The 18,310-nt window shown below is 53.0% G+C and carries 13 protein-coding genes; 11 read left to right on the forward strand and 2 right to left on the reverse strand.

All coding sequences use genetic code 11. The features are described from left to right. The first annotated feature begins 9 nt into the window (after positions 1-9). From kdsC to npr, 9 genes are all read left to right on the forward strand, one after another. Entirely contained in the window at positions 10-576 is a 567-nt protein-coding gene (gene kdsC, locus WFO64_RS10125) for a 3-deoxy-manno-octulosonate-8-phosphatase KdsC (RefSeq protein ID WP_337011274.1), read from the forward strand. After that, a complete protein-coding gene (gene lptC / locus WFO64_RS10130; RefSeq protein ID WP_337011275.1) occupies positions 573-1,145 on the forward strand; it encodes an LPS export ABC transporter periplasmic protein LptC in 573 nt (190 codons plus the stop codon). The genes kdsC and lptC overlap by 4 nt, the downstream gene beginning before the upstream one ends. Continuing rightward, a complete protein-coding gene (gene lptA / locus WFO64_RS10135) occupies positions 1,120-1,671 on the forward strand; it encodes a lipopolysaccharide ABC transporter substrate-binding protein LptA (protein ID WP_337011276.1) in 552 nt (183 codons plus the stop codon). Before lptC ends, lptA begins: the two co-directional genes overlap by 26 nt. Before the next feature lie 5 nt (positions 1,672-1,676). Next, the gene (lptB, locus tag WFO64_RS10140) at positions 1,677-2,402 is read left to right on the forward strand and encodes an LPS export ABC transporter ATP-binding protein (RefSeq protein WP_003851107.1); all 726 of its coding nucleotides are present in this window, start codon (positions 1,677-1,679) and stop codon (positions 2,400-2,402) included. Positions 2,403-2,450: 48 nt separating this feature from the next. Beyond that, positions 2,451-3,884, forward strand: coding sequence for an RNA polymerase factor sigma-54 (rpoN, locus tag WFO64_RS10145; protein WP_337011277.1), 1,434 nt, complete (start codon positions 2,451-2,453; stop codon positions 3,882-3,884). A 21-nt stretch (positions 3,885-3,905) separates the two neighbouring features. Continuing rightward, positions 3,906-4,193, forward strand: a complete 288-nt coding sequence (hpf, locus tag WFO64_RS10150) for a ribosome hibernation promoting factor (protein WP_337011278.1) — start codon at positions 3,906-3,908, stop codon at positions 4,191-4,193. A gap of 152 nt (positions 4,194-4,345) precedes the next feature. Further along, positions 4,346-4,825 (forward strand): PTS IIA-like nitrogen regulatory protein PtsN, encoded by a 480-nt coding sequence (gene ptsN, locus WFO64_RS10155; protein WP_013359876.1) that lies wholly within the window; start codon positions 4,346-4,348, stop codon positions 4,823-4,825. Positions 4,826-4,872: 47 nt separating this feature from the next. Continuing rightward, positions 4,873-5,727 carry an RNase adapter RapZ gene (gene rapZ, locus WFO64_RS10160; RefSeq protein WP_010251920.1) on the forward strand — a complete coding sequence of 285 codons (855 nt, stop codon included), beginning with the start codon at positions 4,873-4,875 and terminating at the stop codon, positions 5,725-5,727. Continuing rightward, positions 5,724-5,996: a PTS phosphocarrier protein NPr gene (gene npr, locus WFO64_RS10165; protein ID WP_337011279.1), complete on the forward strand. Its 273-nt coding sequence runs from the start codon at positions 5,724-5,726 to the stop codon at positions 5,994-5,996. Before rapZ ends, npr begins: the two co-directional genes overlap by 4 nt. Before the next feature lie 3 nt (positions 5,997-5,999). Here the strand turns inward: npr and mtgA are convergent, their stop codons facing one another. Next, a complete protein-coding gene (gene mtgA, locus WFO64_RS10170; RefSeq protein ID WP_337011280.1) occupies positions 6,000-6,719 on the reverse strand; it encodes a monofunctional biosynthetic peptidoglycan transglycosylase in 720 nt (239 codons plus the stop codon). An 886-nt stretch (positions 6,720-7,605) separates the two neighbouring features. After that, positions 7,606-9,939 (reverse strand): aerobic respiration two-component sensor histidine kinase ArcB, encoded by a 2,334-nt coding sequence (gene arcB, locus WFO64_RS10175; RefSeq protein ID WP_337011281.1) that lies wholly within the window; start codon positions 9,937-9,939, stop codon positions 7,606-7,608. An 891-nt stretch (positions 9,940-10,830) separates the two neighbouring features. Between arcB and WFO64_RS10180 the strand changes: the two genes are divergently transcribed. Beyond that, positions 10,831-16,362, forward strand: coding sequence for a glutamate synthase-related protein (locus WFO64_RS10180; protein ID WP_337011282.1), 5,532 nt, complete (start codon positions 10,831-10,833; stop codon positions 16,360-16,362). 185 nt (positions 16,363-16,547) lie between these two features. Next, the gene (locus tag WFO64_RS10185) at positions 16,548-18,305 is read left to right on the forward strand and encodes a sulfite reductase subunit alpha (RefSeq protein WP_337011284.1); all 1,758 of its coding nucleotides are present in this window, start codon (positions 16,548-16,550) and stop codon (positions 18,303-18,305) included. The last annotated feature ends 5 nt before the right edge of the window (positions 18,306-18,310 follow it).

Consider the following 18,310-nt stretch of genomic DNA (forward strand, 5'->3'; position numbering starts at 1 on the left):
GAAGAGAAAATGCAACAGGCAACCCACCCGATTGAAACCTGCTATGGCCCGGTCATTGCTGACGTCATGGCACGTGCCAGCAGGATTCGTCTGCTGATCTGCGATGTCGATGGCGTAATGTCCGACGGGGTGATCTACATGGGGAATAATGGCGAAGAACTGAAAGCATTCAACGTGCGGGACGGTTACGGTGTTCGCTGTTTACTGACCTCAAATGTGGAAGTGGCTATCATTACCGGCCGCAATGCCCGTCTGATGGAAGACCGCTGCAAAACGCTCGGCATCCGCCATCTTTATCAGGGACAATCGGATAAGCTTTTGGCCTATCGTGAACTTCTGGATAAACTGTCTCTTTCCGACGACCAGGTCGCCTACATAGGTGACGATTTGATCGACTGGCCGGTTATGGCAAAAGTGGGATTAAGCGTGGCGGTGGCGGATGCACATCCAATCCTGTTGCCGCGCGCGCATTATGTCACGCGGATCGCCGGTGGACGCGGTGCGGTACGCGAAGTGTGTGACCTGATCTTAATGGCGCAGAACAAATTTGAGGATGCCAAAGGGCAATCAGTATGAGTAAAAGCAGGCGTTGGATAACGCTGATTCTGACCTTGATTGCACTGGTTTTGATCGGCTGGAATCTTACTAAGCAGGATGACGATGGCACGCCAGTCGGGACGGGCAGTCAGTCGCCGACCTATACCAGTGCTGATTCACACACTGTGGTTTACAACCCGCAGGGCGCGTTGTCATATAAACTGGTCTCTGACAAAGTGACCTATTTCTCGGATGATGAACTGAGCTGGTTCGAAAATCCGGTGATGACCACCTTTGATGAGAACAAAATCCCCACCTGGACGTTACGCGCGGATAAAGCAAAGCTCACCAAAGATCGTATGCTTTATCTTTATGGCCATGTTGAGCTGAATACGCTGACGCAGGATTCTCAGCTTGAGCGCATCAAAACAGATAATGCACAGATCAATCTTGTCACTCAGGACGTTACTTCTGATGACCAGGTGACATTGTATGGCCGCAGTTTTAACTCCACCGGCATGAAAATGCGCGGCAATTTACGGACAAAAAACGCCGAGTTAATCGAGAAGGTCAAAACCTCTTATGAAATTCAAAATGAACAAAAATAGCCTGAAGCTTTTACTGGCCAGCATGTTGCTGGTAACCAGCGTTCCGGCGCTGGCCCTGACCGGTGACTCGGACAAGCCCGTCAATATTGACTCGCAAAATCAGGCGCTGGACTTACAAGGCAATGTCGCGACCTTTACCGGCAATGTCATCGTGACGCAGGGCTCAATCAAAATCACGGCAGATAAAGTCGTGGTGACCCGCCCGGGCGGCGACAGTAAGAAAACCATCGTTGACGCCTATGGTAACCCCGCCACCTTCTATCAGATGCAGGATAGCGGCAAGCCGGTTCAGGGCCATGCCTCAAAACTGCACTATGAACTGGCTAACGATTTCGTTGAACTGACTGGCAATGCTTTCATTGAGCAGCAGGACAGCAACATCAAAGGCGATCGTATTACCTACCTGGTGAAAGAGCAGAAAATGCAGGCTTACAGTCAGGGCCAGAACAAGCGCGTCACTACGGTACTGGTGCCGTCGCAACTTCAGGATAAAGGTTCGTCCAACAGCGGAAAGAAGAGTAACTGATAGCTATGGCCACATTAATCGCAGAAAACCTGGCGAAGGCATATAAAGGCCGTCGCGTGGTAGAAGATGTCAGTCTGCAGGTAAAATCCGGTGAGATTGTCGGCTTGCTTGGGCCGAACGGTGCCGGTAAAACTACCACCTTTTACATGGTGGTGGGCATTGTGCCGCGTGACGCTGGCCGCATTATTATTGATGATGAAGATATCAGCATCCTGCCGCTGCATGCGCGTGCGCGTCGTGGCATCGGCTATCTGCCGCAGGAGGCATCCATTTTCCGTCGCCTCAGCGTCTACGATAACCTGATGGCGGTACTGCAGATTCGTGATGATCTGACCGAAGAGCAACGCCAGGATCGCGCCCGTGAACTGATGGAGGAGTTTCACATCGAGCACCTGCGCGACAGCATGGGTCAGGCGCTTTCAGGTGGTGAGCGGCGTCGTGTTGAGATTGCGCGCGCGCTGGCTGCCAATCCTAAGTTTATTCTGCTGGATGAACCTTTTGCCGGTGTTGACCCCATATCCGTAATCGACATTAAGAAGATCATTGAGCATCTGCGTGACAGCGGCCTCGGCGTGCTGATTACCGACCACAACGTGCGCGAAACACTAGCGGTCTGTGAGCGGGCTTATATCGTTAGCCAGGGCCATCTGATTGCGCATGGCACACCCAATGAAATTCTTGCGGATGAGCAGGTTAAGCGGGTTTATTTGGGTGAAGAGTTCAGACTCTGATAAGGTGTCGTTAATACCGATGTTTACCTGGGAACTACCATCCTGTCTATGAAGCAAGGTTTACAACTCAGGTTCAGCCAACAGCTGGCAATGACTCCACAGTTGCAGCAGGCAATTCGTCTGCTGCAACTCTCCACGCTTGAACTCCAGCAGGAGTTACAGCTTGCACTGGAAAGTAATCCGCTGCTTGAGCAGACTGACCTGCATGAAGAGATCGATTCCCGGGAATCTTCGGAGGCTGAGACGCTGGATACACGCGAAGCGCTTGAGCAGAAAGAGATGCCCGATGAACTGCCACTGGATGCCACCTGGGATGAGATCTACACTGCTGGCACGCCTTCCGGAACCGGCACCGATTATCAGGATGATGAGTTACCGGTTTATCAAGGTGAAACCACGCAGTCACTGCAGGATTATCTGATGTGGCAGGTCGGACTGACGCCTTTCAGCGATACCGATCGCGCCATTGCCACCTCGATTGTCGATGCTATTGATGACACGGGATATCTTACCGTTTCGCTTGAGGAGATCCTCGACAGTATCGGCAATGATGAACTCGAAGTGGATGAAGTTGAAGCGGTGCTGAAACGCATCCAGCGCTTTGACCCGATTGGTGTCGGCGCGCGCGATCTGCGTGACTGTCTGCTTGTCCAGCTTTCACAATATGCGCCCGAAACGCCGATGCTGGCAGAAGCGCGCCTGATCGTCAGTGACCATCTCGACCTGCTGGCAAATCACGATTTTCGTAGCCTGATGCGGGTGACACGCCTCAAAGAAGAGGTGCTGAAAGAAGCGATGCTGCTGATTCAGTCGCTGGATCCGCGTCCTGGTCAGTCGATCAATACCAGCGAACCGGAATATGTCATTCCCGATGTGCTGGTGCGTAAGGTTGGCAGCCGCTGGACAGTTGAACTCAACGCCGATAGCCTGCCTCGCCTCAAGATCAATCAGCACTATGCCGCAATGGGTGGTGCAACGCGCAACGATAGCGACAGCCAGTTCATTCGCAGTAACCTGCAGGAAGCCCGCTGGCTGATTAAAAGTCTTGAAAGCCGTAATGATACGCTGCTGAAAGTGACGCGCTGTATTGTTGAGCAGCAGCAGGCTTTTTTCGAGCAGGGTGAAGAATTTATGCGCCCCATGGTGCTGGCGGATATTGCCCAGGCCGTTGAGATGCACGAATCGACCATTTCCCGAGTTACCACGCAGAAGTATCTGCACAGCCCGCGTGGCATTTTTGAACTGAAGTACTTTTTCTCCAGTCACGTTAATACGGAAGGTGGCGGCGAAGCCTCCTCGACCGCAATCCGTGCCCTGGTGAAGAAATTAATTTCGGCGGAAAATCCAGCCAAACCCTTGAGCGACAGTAAACTGACCTCCATGTTATCTGTTCAGGGGATTATGGTGGCACGGCGAACCGTCGCCAAATATCGTGAGTCTTTATCCATCCCGCCATCGAACCAGCGTAAACAGCTGGTTTGACAGAAATGAGAAGGAAGACCTATGCAGCTGAACCTGACCGGGCAACATGTTGAAATCACCGCACCTCTGCGTGAATTCGTCAGCGGTAAATTTGCCAAATTGGAACACTATTTTGAACATATCAATCAGGTCTATATTGTCCTGAAAGTTGAAAAAGTCACCCAAGTGGCTGACGCAACACTACATGTTAACGGTGGCGAGCTGCACGCCACATCGGAAGCGGAAGATATGTATGCGGCAATTGATGGGCTGATTGATAAGCTCGCCCGTCAGCTGACCAAACACAAAGATAAACTGAAAAAACACTAACCTTCACGCTAGCTACGCGCGCCTGGCGCGCAGAGCCGACAGGATGGGGCGGATAATCCGCCCCGTTTTGTCATCTAAGCAAGTGCCGTTTGTCACAAGTGTCAAGACGCGCTGGCGGTGAACGGCCTGGTGAACACGCAAGTGAAACGATAATGAACAACGATCTCACACTGGAATTGAGCACAGTGCTTTCGCCAGACTGCACCCGCAGCGGTGTACACTGCCAGAGCAAAAAACGTGCGCTGGAAATCATTAGCGAATTGGCCGCTAAGCAGCTCAACCTGCCGCACCAGACGCTTTTCGAAGCGATCCTGACCCGCGAACGCATGGGCAGTACCGGTATTGGTAACGGGATAGCTATCCCTCATGGCAAGCTGGAAGAAGATACGCTGCGTGCGGTTGGTGTGTTTATCAGCCTCGAACAGCCGATTGCGTTTGATGCCGTCGATAACCAGCCGGTCGATCTGTTGTTTGCCTTACTGGTACCGGCTGACCAGTGCAAAACCCATCTGCACACCCTTTCACTGGTGGCAAAGCGTCTGGCAGATAAAACGGTTTGTCGTCGTCTGCGTGCTGCGCAGAGCGATGAAGAGCTTTATGCCATTATTACGGAAGTCCAGACAGAGCAGTAACGCGTCTTTACCGGCCGGTTGCCGGTTTTAAAACGGGAGAGAAGGTCATGGTGCTGATGATCGTGAGCGGTCGTTCAGGCTCGGGGAAGTCAGTGGCGCTCCGTGCGCTGGAAGATATGGGGTTCTACTGCGTTGATAACCTGCCGGTCGTTCTGCTGCCTGAGTTAGCTAACTCGCTGGCCGAGCGCAATATTTCGGCGGCGGTCAGCATTGACGTTCGTAATATGCCTGAATCCCCGGAAATTTTTGAAACCGCGCTGAATAATTTGCCTGATACATTTTCACCTCAGCTGCTGTTTCTCGACGCCGATCGCAACACCCTGATTCGCCGGTACAGCGATACGCGCCGTCTGCATCCCCTCTCCAGCAAAAACCTGTCGCTGGAAAGTGCCATTGATGAAGAGAGCGATCTGCTGGAGCCGCTGCGTTCGCGTGCCGATCTGATCATCGATACCTCAGAGATGTCGGTGCATGAGCTGGCAGAGATGCTGCGTACCCGCCTGCTGGGTAAGCGTGAACGTGAGCTGACCATGGTGTTTGAATCCTTTGGCTTCAAACATGGCATTCCTATTGATGCCGACTATGTGTTTGACGTGCGCTTTCTGCCTAATCCCCACTGGGATCCCAAGCTGAGGCCGATGACCGGCCTTGATCGCCCTGTGGCGGCATTCCTTGATCGCCATACTGAAGTGCATAATTTTATCTACCAGACACGCAGCTATCTTGAACTCTGGCTGCCGATGCTGGAGACCAACAATCGTAGCTATCTTACCGTGGCGATTGGCTGTACCGGCGGTAAACACCGCTCAGTCTATATCGCAGAACAGCTGGCGGATTACTTCCGTTCGCGCGGTAAGAATGTACAGTCACGCCATCGTACGCTGGAAAAGCGCAAATCATGACCGTCAGACAAACTGTAGAAATCAAAAATAAACTGGGGATGCACGCACGTCCGGCAATGAAGTTGTTTGAGCTGGTGCAGAGCTTTGAGGCCGAAGTGTTGCTGCGTAATGAAGCAGGCACGGAAGCCGAAGCCAGCAGCGTTATTGCGCTGCTGATGCTCGACTCGGCAAAAGGCGGGCACATTGAGATTGAAGCCAGCGGCCCGGAGGAGATTCAGGCGCTGGCAGCAGTCATTGAACTATTTGAAGCGGGCTTCGATGAAGATTAAGGCTTAGTCGAGCTGATTACGTTGCAAAAAGCCTTCCCCACCCAGCTGGCGCATCTGACGCATTATCCACTGCTGCCGCTCTCTGACGTAGCCTGAGGGCGCAGCAGCATGATAACGAATCGGATTAGGCAGAACCGCCGCCAGTAAAGCAGCGTCTGCAGCGGTAAGGCGGCTGGCGGGCTTATGGAAGTAGTGTTGTGAAGCCGCTTCAACGCCAAAGATACCCGGCCCGAACTCCGCAATATTGAGATAGACTGTCAAAATACGTCGCTTCGTCCAGATCGTCTCGATCCCTACCGTCAGACCCGCTTCCAGACCTTTACGGATCCAGCTGCGACCCTCCCAGAGGAACAGATTCTTCGCCGTTTGTTGTGACAGTGTGGACGCCCCGCGCATCCGGCTATCGTTGTTATCCAGTACAGATTCAATCGCTGCTACATCAAAACCCCAATGGGTGGGAAACTTTTGATCTTCTGAGGCGATAACTGCCAGGCCCATTAAGGGCGAAATCTCGTCATGGCCAACCCAGTCCGAATGGGCGACATAACTAAAATCACCGCGTAACCAGGCACCGATCTGTCGTTCAGCCATCACTGCTGAGAAGGGGACCGGTAATAACGAAAAGAGTAAAATGCCCGCCATCCATATTCCCAGCCACACCAGCACGATACGACCAACAATACGTCTGATACGCTGTCCAGCGCTTCCTTTATGCTTGTTCATGCAATCTTCCCACACTTGTTTCAGACGTTAATCAATCACTCATGTAATCACTGCCAGAAAAGCAGGCTTTTTACAATTATCGCTGGAAACCAACAGGCAGTTTCCAGACTTTATTCAACCATTTTGCATCAAAATGCTGCAACAGGTCGAAATAGTTCAAGTACTTCCGAAAAAAGGAATCGGTTCCATTCACTCTCAGTGCTTAGCACCTTTCCAGATAAATACTTAATAATGGGTAATAAGCGCCTGTTTTAATCATTCGACATACTTAACTGTTATTTTCCCCTTATTCCAGACCTGTCCAAAAATTAATCATAATTAGGGTTGTAACGTATAAATAAACAGCACTTAACAGCCTCACTCATTGCTGAAGTGGCACTGTTTCCTTCCAGTAAAAACCCTGATGTCAGAACGATAAAAGGGCAAAGTTCTGGATTCTTTTTTATTATTCCAAATCGTTTTGGATAATTCGTGTCATTTCAGGTCGCTAGCTTGCAATATCAGCGTGTTAGCCTTGCTGAAGAGGCAGATGTTCACGCTGGCTCACTTTATTGCTGCTAACCCTCTGCTTACCGCCAGGGTAGCATTAAAACTAAACAAAAAAGCGCAAATTTGATTAAAATATCAGCAATACGGCACAGAAATTGATTCCTTACTTGACTGTGTTGCCAAATTAATGTTTTCTGTCTTTAAACGCTGCTCAATATCACAAATTTTAATGAATCTTGTCGCATGAGAAGATGAATTTGCTAAGGTGATGGCAGTGTTAACCAATACCCTGCGGCTGCATCAATTATTTAAATCATAGCTGCCGCAATATTTTCCCTGGTGTTGGCGCAGTATTCGCGCACCCCGGCCTCGGCTGGGGTCATTTTTTTCTGGGGTATCACTTATCCTGCTCGGCCACCCAATCGCGTAATATCTGCACATCGTGCCGCCACTCATGCTTCAGCTCATCAATCCATTCAACAACATTGTCCCACCACGCCGGTAACTCCGGACTCTGGATCTGTTTCGCCAGCATCTGCAAACGCTGAAGACCTACAGAACCCGCCGCCCCTTTGATTTTATGCCCCTCTTCAGCAATACCTTTCTCATCGCGCGCCATCAAATTCGACTCCAGCACCGCCAGATAGTCCGGCATCATCTTTTCAAACATCGTCAGGCTTTGGGTAATCAGGCTAGGGCCAACCAGCTCCATGTACTGTTCCAGCATTGCGACATCCAGCAACATCCGGGTTTTATCATTGCTGGCATCAGAGGTCTCTTCTTCCGGTTCTGCCTGATAATCCCAGTACTTTTTGATCATCGCAGTCAGTGCCGGTACAGCCAGAGGCTTGCTCAGGACGTCATCCATTCCTGCCTCGAAATACTCTTTTTTGTCTTTGAGGACATTAGCGGTAAGCGCAACCAGCGGTGGCAGATGTGTTCCCTGATACTGTTGGCGAATGGCACGTGAGACATCCAGCCCGGTCATATCGGGCAGCTGAATATCCAGCAGCACCAGATCAAACTCCAGCGGGTCAAACATTGCCAGCGCCTCGCTGCCGGTCATAGCGACTTCCACACTGCAGCCTAGCTTCTCCAGCACCGAGCGCGCCACAATTACATTAAGCTCAATATCTTCAACCAACAGCACATGCAGCGCAGGCAATGGCAGGCTGTCGTCCACGCCCTCATCTTCCACCTCTTCAGCGATGCGTGGCGCTTTGATCTCTACGGTAAAGCATGAACCCTGTCCTGGCGCACTGTGTACACGGATATCACCGCCCATCGCCTGCGCCAGACGGCGTGAGACCGCCAGTCCGATGCCGGTACCGGTTGCCGGTTTACCGCCATGCTGATCTTTAACCTGATAGTACATAGCAAAGATCTTATCCTGCTCATCCTGGCGGATACCCATGCCGGAATCCTGTACCTCAAAACGCAGCGTCTCGTCCTGCTCATAGGTTACCCGCACCACGATTTCGCCTTGCCGGGTGAACTTCACGGCGTTACCAATCAGGTTCCAAAGAATCTGGCGCAGACGCGTCCCATCCGTCGAAATCATATGCGGTAGCGGCAGTTGAGGCACGAGCACAAACTTCAGCCCTTTTGGCTGTGCCAGCAGACCCGAGAGATTTTCTAAATCGGCAAGGAAACCGGTGAAGTCGAGCGGCTGATTATCCAGTTGCACTTTACGGCGCTCGATTTTGTCCACCTCAATCACATCATTGAAGATGTTGCCCAGCGTGATAGCGGAAACGTGGATGGTTTTCAGGTATTTCAGCTGTTCCTGATTGAGGTCGGTATCCAGCAGAATGCGGCTGAGACCGACAATGCCATTAAGCGGCGTACGAAGCTCGTGGCTGATAGTAGAGATAAAGGTGGTCTTCTCCCGGCTGGCGTTCTCTAACGCGTCCTGATAGCGCTTACGCTCAGTTATATCGCGACCAAAGCCCATTAACCCGCTGCGCTTACCTACGCGGTCGTAATAAGGCACTTTACGAATCTCGTAACAGGCTTTGCGCCCGTCAGGATATTGCAGCCACTGTTCATAAGTCAGCGAGACGTTATGGCGGAATACCTTCTCATCCGTTTCCAGTACCTTAGTCGCCGCTTCATTATCATAGATATCGCGCGGCGTCAGGCCAATCAGCTGCTTTTCGCTTTTGCCGGTCAGCAGCTCCATCGCGCGGTTGCAGCCGGAGAACTGTTTATCGATGTTGCGATAGAAAACCAGGTCAGGCGAGGCATCCAGAAATGAACGCAGGAAGGAGGATTGCTGTTCCAGCTCAATTTGTGCCTGCTCACGACGCGTCACCTCTTCACGCAGCTTATCCATTACCTGTTCGCGTGCCAGCTCCGCTTTTTTACGATCGCTAATCTCCTGATTCAGTTGTGTAATGGTCTCTTTCATCTGCTGATTGAGTTCCAGATCGCGGGTACGCATCTCTTCCAGCTTATCTACGAGCCTTGCCAGCCGTTGCCGTGATTCCTCCAGCTGATCGACCACCACCGATAGAAAATAGACGGCCCAGGGCGTAATCAGCAGTCCGAAGAAGACCGAACGTACCACGTCAATGCTCTCAACATGGCCCCGTAATACCATCGTGACCGCCATCTGGACAATCATCGCCAGCACCACCAGCGCAGACGCCAGCAGCAGCGAGAATCTCACTAGTCCAAGCTTGACCATTAAATCAACGTAGTACTGCGCCAACAGACGAATTTGTTTCATAACAACTCCCTGGAAGAGAAACAGCCTCATAATAGCGTAGTTAGCCCGCTGACGTCGCAGCACGTCGCATGGAGATAAGGGGTCATATGCGCTTTTATGGTGCATCCGCATAACCGATCGGCGACGTTAAGACCAAAGCGGTTAAAACCTTTGACTTATTGAGCCAAATGAATAATCTGTAATGCCGCCAGCGAATCACCGATCTCTCTGTATGGCCTTTTTTCAATACCCTGGCAGCGTCCTGCTGCGCAGATACATCCTTTCATATGCATACTCATTCATCCTTAATGATGTTTTAAGCAAACACAGGCTGATTAATTTTTCTTATAACTAACCGCTGTTTCATTCAAATAGCCGGATATAAGAAAAACAGATACATGCTATGCATCAACGGTGCTGAACAGCATTTAATGCTGTCTAATACCCTATCACCAGCATGGTGCAGAGTTCTGATGCCTGCACTACAGTGAGTCAGTTCACATTTATAGGCTGTTCGCCATGCATCAGAGTGATACATTTTAAACCATAAAAACCATAAAATTCATTAGGTTAATAAGATAAAACACGTAATAACCCCGTTTAACTACCCTATTTGACCTGATTACGCTTTCCCGATAAGTTGGAAATCCGCTGAAAGCTTTCCAGACGGGCCATTGTCTCGGCATATCTATGCAACAAGAAGACTCCCGCGTGGTTTAAGTCATTTCCTTTAAGAGACCGGAAATCAGAGAGCAGCTCAATTAGGGACGTTTTACCGATGTCTGGAGAGAAATGCTCAGGGCTATGACGCGCGCTCGACAGAGCATGGCGATGAAAATGATGTTGCGCCTCAGTTGCGCTCAGACCCTGAAACAGTGCAGGTAATGTCAAAGCAGTTTAAGGAGACCCTCAATGTCCACTAAAAAACCTCAATCCTATGGCTTGTATGATCCGACAGCAGGCAGTGACAGCTGTGGTGTAGGTTTCATTACGCGTAAGGACGGCGAGCAGACCCACGAGATTCTTCAGATGGCGCACAGCGCCCTGTGTACGGTGCCTCACCGCGGCGGCATGTCAGCGGAAGGCGTCGGCGATGGCGCGGGGGTCAACGTCGATCTCTCGCTGCATTTCTTCCGCAAGATTACCGGCCAACCGCTGGAAGCTGGCCGCTTTGGCGTCGGTAACTTCTTTGTGCCAAAAGATGCCGAACTGCGCGCAAATGCCGAACGTCTGGTGGATGAGACCCTCAGCAGCTTTGGTCTGCCGGTGATCATGAAGCGTGACATGCCGCTCGACAGTAATGTGACGCGCCCGGCTGCCGTGCAGTTCCAGTTACCGATTCTCCAGTGGATTTTCACTGCGCCACAGGACGTGGTCGACCAGAACGACTTCGAAAAACGTATCTACCGCGCCCTGTTGGCGATTGAAGCCCGTGCCTTTACCGAAAGCGAATTTGGCGGTCTCTATCCGCTGTCGCTGTCGTCACGCACGCAAGTGTTTAAAGCCCGTTTGAATTCCAATGAAGTGATTCCGTACTTTAAAGATCTGACCGATCCCGACCATCAGGTGCGCGGGCTTTTCTTCCATACCCGCTTCTCCACCAACACCGATCCTCATACTACGATGGCGCAGCCGTTCCGCCTGATGGCGCATAACGGCGAGCTGAATACTGACCGTAAAAACCGCATCGCCGAGTCCGCGCTGGCGCTGGCTCGTGGCAAAAAAATCGTTCGGCCTAAAGGCCAGTCCGACAGCTCACGTCTGGATCAGAGCATCCACAGCCGTCTGATGGAAGATAACCTCGATCTGATCACCGCCGTCGTCTCAATGATGCCACCCGCCTGGGAAAACGACAGCGCGCTGTCGCCAGAAGTGCGTGACATGCTGGAGTATTTCTCATTGTATGAAGAGAAGAATGACGGCCCGGCGGCATTAATCTTTGGCAATGGCGAAGTGATTGGCGCCCGTCTTGACCGTCTTGGCCTGCGTCCACTGCGTTCAGTTGAAACCGCTGAGTATATCGGTGCGATGTCGGAAGCGGGCCAGATCGCCTTTCCACCTGAAAGCGTGTTACGTCGTGGCCGTATTGAAGCAGGCGGCATGCTCTATTTCGATCATCGTGAAAAACGCAGCTATACCACGCTGCAGGCACTGGAAAAACTGGCCGCCGAAAAAGATTACCCGGCGCTGCTACGGGAAGCACGCGTCGGTCTTGACGATCTGCCCGCGATCCCGGCAGAACAGCAGGGTTCACCGCTGCGTTATCGCGGTGATCTGAAAACCTATCAGCGCTTTGTTGCCTACTACTACAACCAGGAAAGCTTCAAATTCATGATGGACCCGATGCTGAATACCGGCGCAGAGAAGATCTCCGCGATGGGTTACGGTAACGCCATCAACGGATTATCCGATCATGAAGGCGGCATGGCGCACTACTTTTCACAGCGTTTTGCTCAGGTTACCAACCCGCCGCTGGATTCAATCCGCGAAGTGGATGGCATGACGCTGCGTGTCGCGCTGGGCGCGAAACCGCATCTGGGCCGCAGTAAAGGTCGTCAGATTGTGGTGCCGACACCGATTCTTAGCCATCTTGATATGCTGCGTTTACGTGAGCAGACCCTCGCACCGTATGCCCGTTTTGAGATGCTCTATGAGCCGGTAATCGGCAAAGACCTGCTGAGCACCACCGCCAACGCGAATGCCCTGGAAAAAGCGATTGATGATCTGGCGCAACAAGTGGTTGATTTTGCGCAAACCCAGGGTGGCATCGCCGTGCTTACCGATCGCCACATCTCTTCAAAACACGCCGCGATCCCGATGCTGCTGGTGGTTTCCGCCATCAACCAGCGCCTGGTGCAGGAAGGCTTGCGTCTGGATGTCTCTCTGGTGGTTGAAAGCGGCCAGAGCATCTCCTCGCACCATATTGCCGCCACACTTGGCTTTGGGGCTTCCGCTATCTATCCACTGGGCGTACAGATGCGCGCAGAGGAAAAATTTGGTGAAGGTGAAGAAGGTAATAAAGCCTTTAAGCGCTATGCCAAAGCGGCTGAAAAAGCACTGATGAAAACCATGGGCAAAGTGGGCCTCTGTACCGTTGAGAGCTACAGCAGCGGTGAGTTCTTTGAGCCTAACTTCCTCAACACCGATGATCCGGTGCTGAAAAAGTACTTCCCGAATATCAGAACGCCAGTGGGCGGCGCAGGCTTCGCGACTATAGCGCAGATGGCTGTTGACTGGCATCAGAGCGCACTGAAGATTCAGGGTGAGTCTGAAGTTCCATTACTGGGCCTGTTTAAAGAGCGTGCAGAAGGCGCAGGTCACTCTTACGGCACCATCGCCGTGCGCACTTTTATCGACATGACCGAAGAGCCTATTCGCTTTGCCGACAAAGCGCGCGAAGAGGACAACTTCATCCGCCTGATGACGCTGGCAAAACTGGATAATGCTTTTGGTATCAAGCCAGAGACCTTCAAAGACAGCAGCTTCGAACGCATCCCGGATGAGGTGATCAACAATTTTGCGATTACTGCCGATTACCGTCAGTTTTCAAGCCTGATGTATGAAGAGCGTAAACGTCGCCCCGCGGCCCTGCGCGACATCCTGACATTCCCGGCTGACCTGACCCACATTGACAGCGAAGCGGAGTTCCGCCGCAAGCTGGGACGCTACTCACTGACCAACAATGGCTTTGCCATTCGTGGCATGGTATGCGAAGCGGTAGATGGCAGCCTGAATCACTTTATGCTGCGCCTGACCGATGCGATTGAGGGACTCAAGCCTGAGAGCGAACGCCTTCAGAACCTGTCTCGCGCCCTGAAATTCCGCTTCGGCGATGATATTGAAAGCAGCGAAGTGTTTACAGGCGGTCTGAAAGTGACCGCTTACGGTAAAGCGGCAGACTATCTGGCTCGTATTTTCACCACCCTGCCCTCACTGCCACTGAGCGAAGTGCAGCCAGCCTGTGAAATTACCCGTACCTTTGCCTCCGGGGCGATGAGCCATGGCGCATTAGTGGCGCCTGCTCATGAAGCGGTCGCGCACGGCACCAACATGGTCGGTGGCATGAGTAACTGCGGTGAAGGCGGCGAGCATTACTCCCGTCACGGCACCATCCGTGCCTCCCGTATCAAACAGCTGGCTTCCGGTCGTTTTGGCGTCTGGGCTGCCTATCTGGCGGATCCGATGCTGGAAGAGCTGGAGATAAAAATCGGTCAGGGCGCGAAGCCTGGCGAAGGCGGCCAGTTGCCAGCAGCCAAAGTCACGGTGGAGATTGCGGCAGCACGTGGTGGTACGCCAGGCGTCGAGCTGGTTTCGCCGCCGCCGCATCACGACACCTATTCAATTGAAGATCTGGCGCAGTTGATCCACGACTGTAAAGCGGCGCGGGTGCGCGTTATCGTCAAACTGGTTTCTTCCGAAGGGATTGGCACCATCGCGGTTGGCGTGGCCAAAGCTGGTGCAGACGTGATTAACGTTGCGGGTAATACCGGCGGTACGGGCGCGGCTTCTGTGACCAGCCTGAAATACACCGGACGCGTGGCTGAAATCGGCATCGCTGAAGTACACCAGGCGCTTTGCGCTAATGGCCTGCGTGAGAAAGTGCTACTGCGCTGCTCTGGCGCACAGCAGACCGGCAGCGACGTGGTGAAATCTGCTCTGCTGGGCGGCGATAGCTTCGAGTTCGGCACTACGGCGCTGATGATGCTGAAATGCGTGATGGCGAAAAACTGCAACGTTAAGTGCCCGGCTGGCTTAACCACCAACGCCGAAGCGTTTGATGGCGATCCGCGCCAGCTGGCGCAGTATTTCCTCAATGTGGCGCATGAAGTGCGTGAGATTCTGGCACGTATGGGCCTGCGTTCCCTGCGTGAGGCACGCGGTCGATCTGATCTGCTGCACCTGATGGATCACCCGCTGGAAGTGGGCAAGCTCGACTTACGCGCCATGCTGACCGTGGTGCCTGAGATGAAAATCGACAAGCCTGTTTATCTGGAAAAAGATTTTGAGCTGGACGATGGCTGGATTGAGCAACTGAAGCTGTCGCTGTTGGACCAGGGTAATCCTGACGTCGCATTGGGCAACAACATCGTGCTGAATAACCGGAACAAAAGCGTCGGTGGCCAGCTGGCAATCGATATTGAGCGCATGTTGAACCATCAGCTGAGCACACAGCAGTTGCAGGCGATGCCTGCGGTAATGACCGACGATCGCGGTCGCCGCTATCTGGCCCCTGAGAGTGTAAAAATTTCTACCACCGGTTCTGCCGGTCAGTCATTTGGCGCATTTTGCAACGACGGCATGCAACTGGCCCATTATGGCACCTGTAACGACGGTGTCGGCAAAGGACAGTGTGGCGGCGAACTGATCGTGATGTCGCCTGGCGGCGGTGCGCAGGACGCCGATGGCAATGTGCTGATTGGTAACTTTGCGCTGTTTGGCGCGACTGGCGGGCGTCTGTTCGTGCAGGGCCAGGCCGGTGACCGTTTCGCGGTGCGTAACTCAGGCGCAACGGCCGTGGTTGAAGGCGTTGGTGATTTCTGCTGCGAATATATGACTAACGGCGCCATCCTCAATCTGGGCACCTTTGGTAAAGGATTCGGCAACGGCATGAGCGGCGGCTTTGCCTACCAGTACGACCCCTATGGTTCGCTGGCCAGCCATGCTGCCGGTGATTCGGTGCAGTTCGGCTCGATTGCCGATCAGAATGAGATGGCGCAGGTGCATAAGCAGGCGGTGCTGACCATGCTGAACTGGCATCTGGAGGCAACGAAATCACCGCGTGCCGCCTGGCTGCTGGACAACTGGGAAACAGAGTGTCACCACTTTGTTTACGTTATGCCGCGCTCGCTGCTGCTCTATCAGGATGGCGGCGAGATTCTGAAAGCCAAGAGCCGCAAAGATCTGCTTGAAGAGCTGTCGACAGCGCTGGCAGGCCATCAGGTCGCGAAATTTAAAGCCGCATGGCGTCAGGGTAAAACCATCGCCAACGGTGCCGTACCGGCCTATGGTGCGACCGATACGCTGGAGATGTTTGTCCTGCTTAACAACTACACCGTGCTGAGCTTTGCCCAACAACTGGCACTGGCTAAGTTGCCGAAAGGCACGCCGGTTGAAGATCCGGCGGTAGAAAAAGCGGTCCGTAATCTGCTGATGACCGAAGACTTTTCGCTGGTCAGCAAGCTGCAACGTCATGCCCGTTCCGCCATCGAGAGTTACAGCGATGATGAACTGGCCAGTCTGATTGGTACCAAACGTATGTCAGATTACAAAGCGGCGCTGACGCAACGTAACATCCGCTCTATGGACAGTCTGGCAACCTATGGCTGGATCATGTATCAGGATGCCTGTAACCGGGAAGTGCTGGGCCACCTGCCGGACTTTGAAGAGCTATTTGCACGTGCAGCATTGCCGGAAATCGCAGCCGCGGTGGGTAAACTTTCCTGACAGTGATACTGATCAGGCTGAACTGAATATTATTAATTGATTATTGCCCGGATTAAACGTTGTACCGGACAGATGCAGAACCGCTCTCCCCTGTCGCAAATGCTGCGGCGCGGGAAAGCGGAACCGCTTTCAGACCGGAGAACGCCAATGATGATGGGCGACAACGGGATTGAGTAAAAGTACCCATGAAAATTCCTTATATTCCAGAAGATGCACCCTTTAATGGCGATCAGAAGTACTGGCTGGCTGGCTTTCTTGCGGGTCTTCACTCCCGTTTGCTGGTGTTAGAAGACAAACAGCAACCCGCCGCGGGTACGGGCTCAGCAGCGACCACACAACTGCACATTCTTTACGGCTCACAGACCGGCAATGCCGAAGCGCTGGCGCAGACCGCAGCGAAATCAGCCCGTGCGAAAGGGCTGGTGCCGGTGGTTCAGGCGTTGGGCGATGTCGATCTCGATGTATTCGCCACCATGCGCCATGCGCTGATTGTTACCTCGACCTATGGCGAAGGTGAAATGCCGGACAACGCGCAGCTATTCTGGGATGCGATCTCGGCCAGTACCGCCCCGCGTCTGGAACAGATGCATTTTGCCGTGCTGGCGATTGGCGATACCGGTTACGATGGCTTCTGTCAGGCGGGCAAATTCATCGATATGCGCCTTGAGCAGCTAGGTGCGAAACGTGTAGTTGATCGTATCGATTGTGATATCGACTATGAAGAACCTTCCAGCGAGTGGCTGAACAGCTCAATGCCTCAGTTTGCAGCCAGCGCTGGCAGCAGTGGTACCGTGCTTGAGAGCGCGCCTGAAGCGCCGGTCATTCCAGGCAGCAACAAATCAAATCCGTACGCCGCCGCGCTGATCACCAATAAGCGCTTGTCAGGCGAGCAGTCAGCCAAAGATATTCGTCATTTCGAGTTCGACTTATCTGACAGCGGCCTGAAATATGAAGCGGGCGATGCGCTGGGCGTGATACCGGTCAACGAACCCTCGCTGGTCAGCCTGCTGCTGACTCAGCTTAACGCTGACTACCAGACGCCAGTGCCCGGTTTTGACCGCAGCCTTGGCGACCTGTTGACCTATCAGTTTGAGATTTCAGAGCCATCACGCAAGTTAATCGAATGGGTCGGGCAGAACACCACCAACCAGGAACTGCGTCATGTTTTACAACATGATGATAAAGATGCGCTGGGCGTGTGGCTGTGGGGTAAAGATACCCTTGACCTGCTGCAACTTGAGCTGACACGCACGCTGGCGGTACCTGAGTTTGTCGCCCTGCTGCGTCCGCTGCAGTATCGTGCTTACTCTATTTCATCCAGTTCAAAAGCCCATCCTAACCAGGTGCATCTGACGGTTGCCTCGGTGCGTTATCACAGTGGCGGCCGTAATCGCGGTGGCGTCTGCTCGACCTATCTGGCCGAACGTGTGCGTCGTGGTGAGAAGCCTGCCATCTTTATCTCACCGAATAAATCGTTCCGCGTGCCTGCCAATAACAGCGCACCGCTGATCATGGTAGGACCAGGTACCGGTATCGCGCCATTCCGTGCCTTCCTGCAGGAGCGTCAGGCAACCGGGGCTCAGGGGAAAAACTGGCTGTTCTTCGGCGACCAGCATCAGGAACATGACTTTATCTATCAGGATGAGTTGCTTGCCTGGCGGGATAACGGCTTGCTGACACGCCTGGATCTGGCGTTCTCACGCGATCAGGAGAAGAAGATCTACGTGCAGAGCCGGATGCTGGAACAGGGCGCAGAGCTCTATGCCTGGCTGCAGGAAGGGGCTTACTTCTATGTCTGTGGCGATGCCTCGCGTATGGCGAAGGATGTGGATAACGCGCTGTATGAAGTGGTTCGTCAGTTTGGTGGTCTCTCTACCGAGCGTGCTGCGGACTACGTCGATCAGCTGAAGAAAGAGAAACGCTACCTGCGCGACGTTTACTGATTGCG

The sequence above is a fragment of the Pantoea sp. AS142 genome (genome assembly GCF_037152305.1).
GTDB lineage: Bacteria > Pseudomonadota > Gammaproteobacteria > Enterobacterales > Enterobacteriaceae > Pantoea.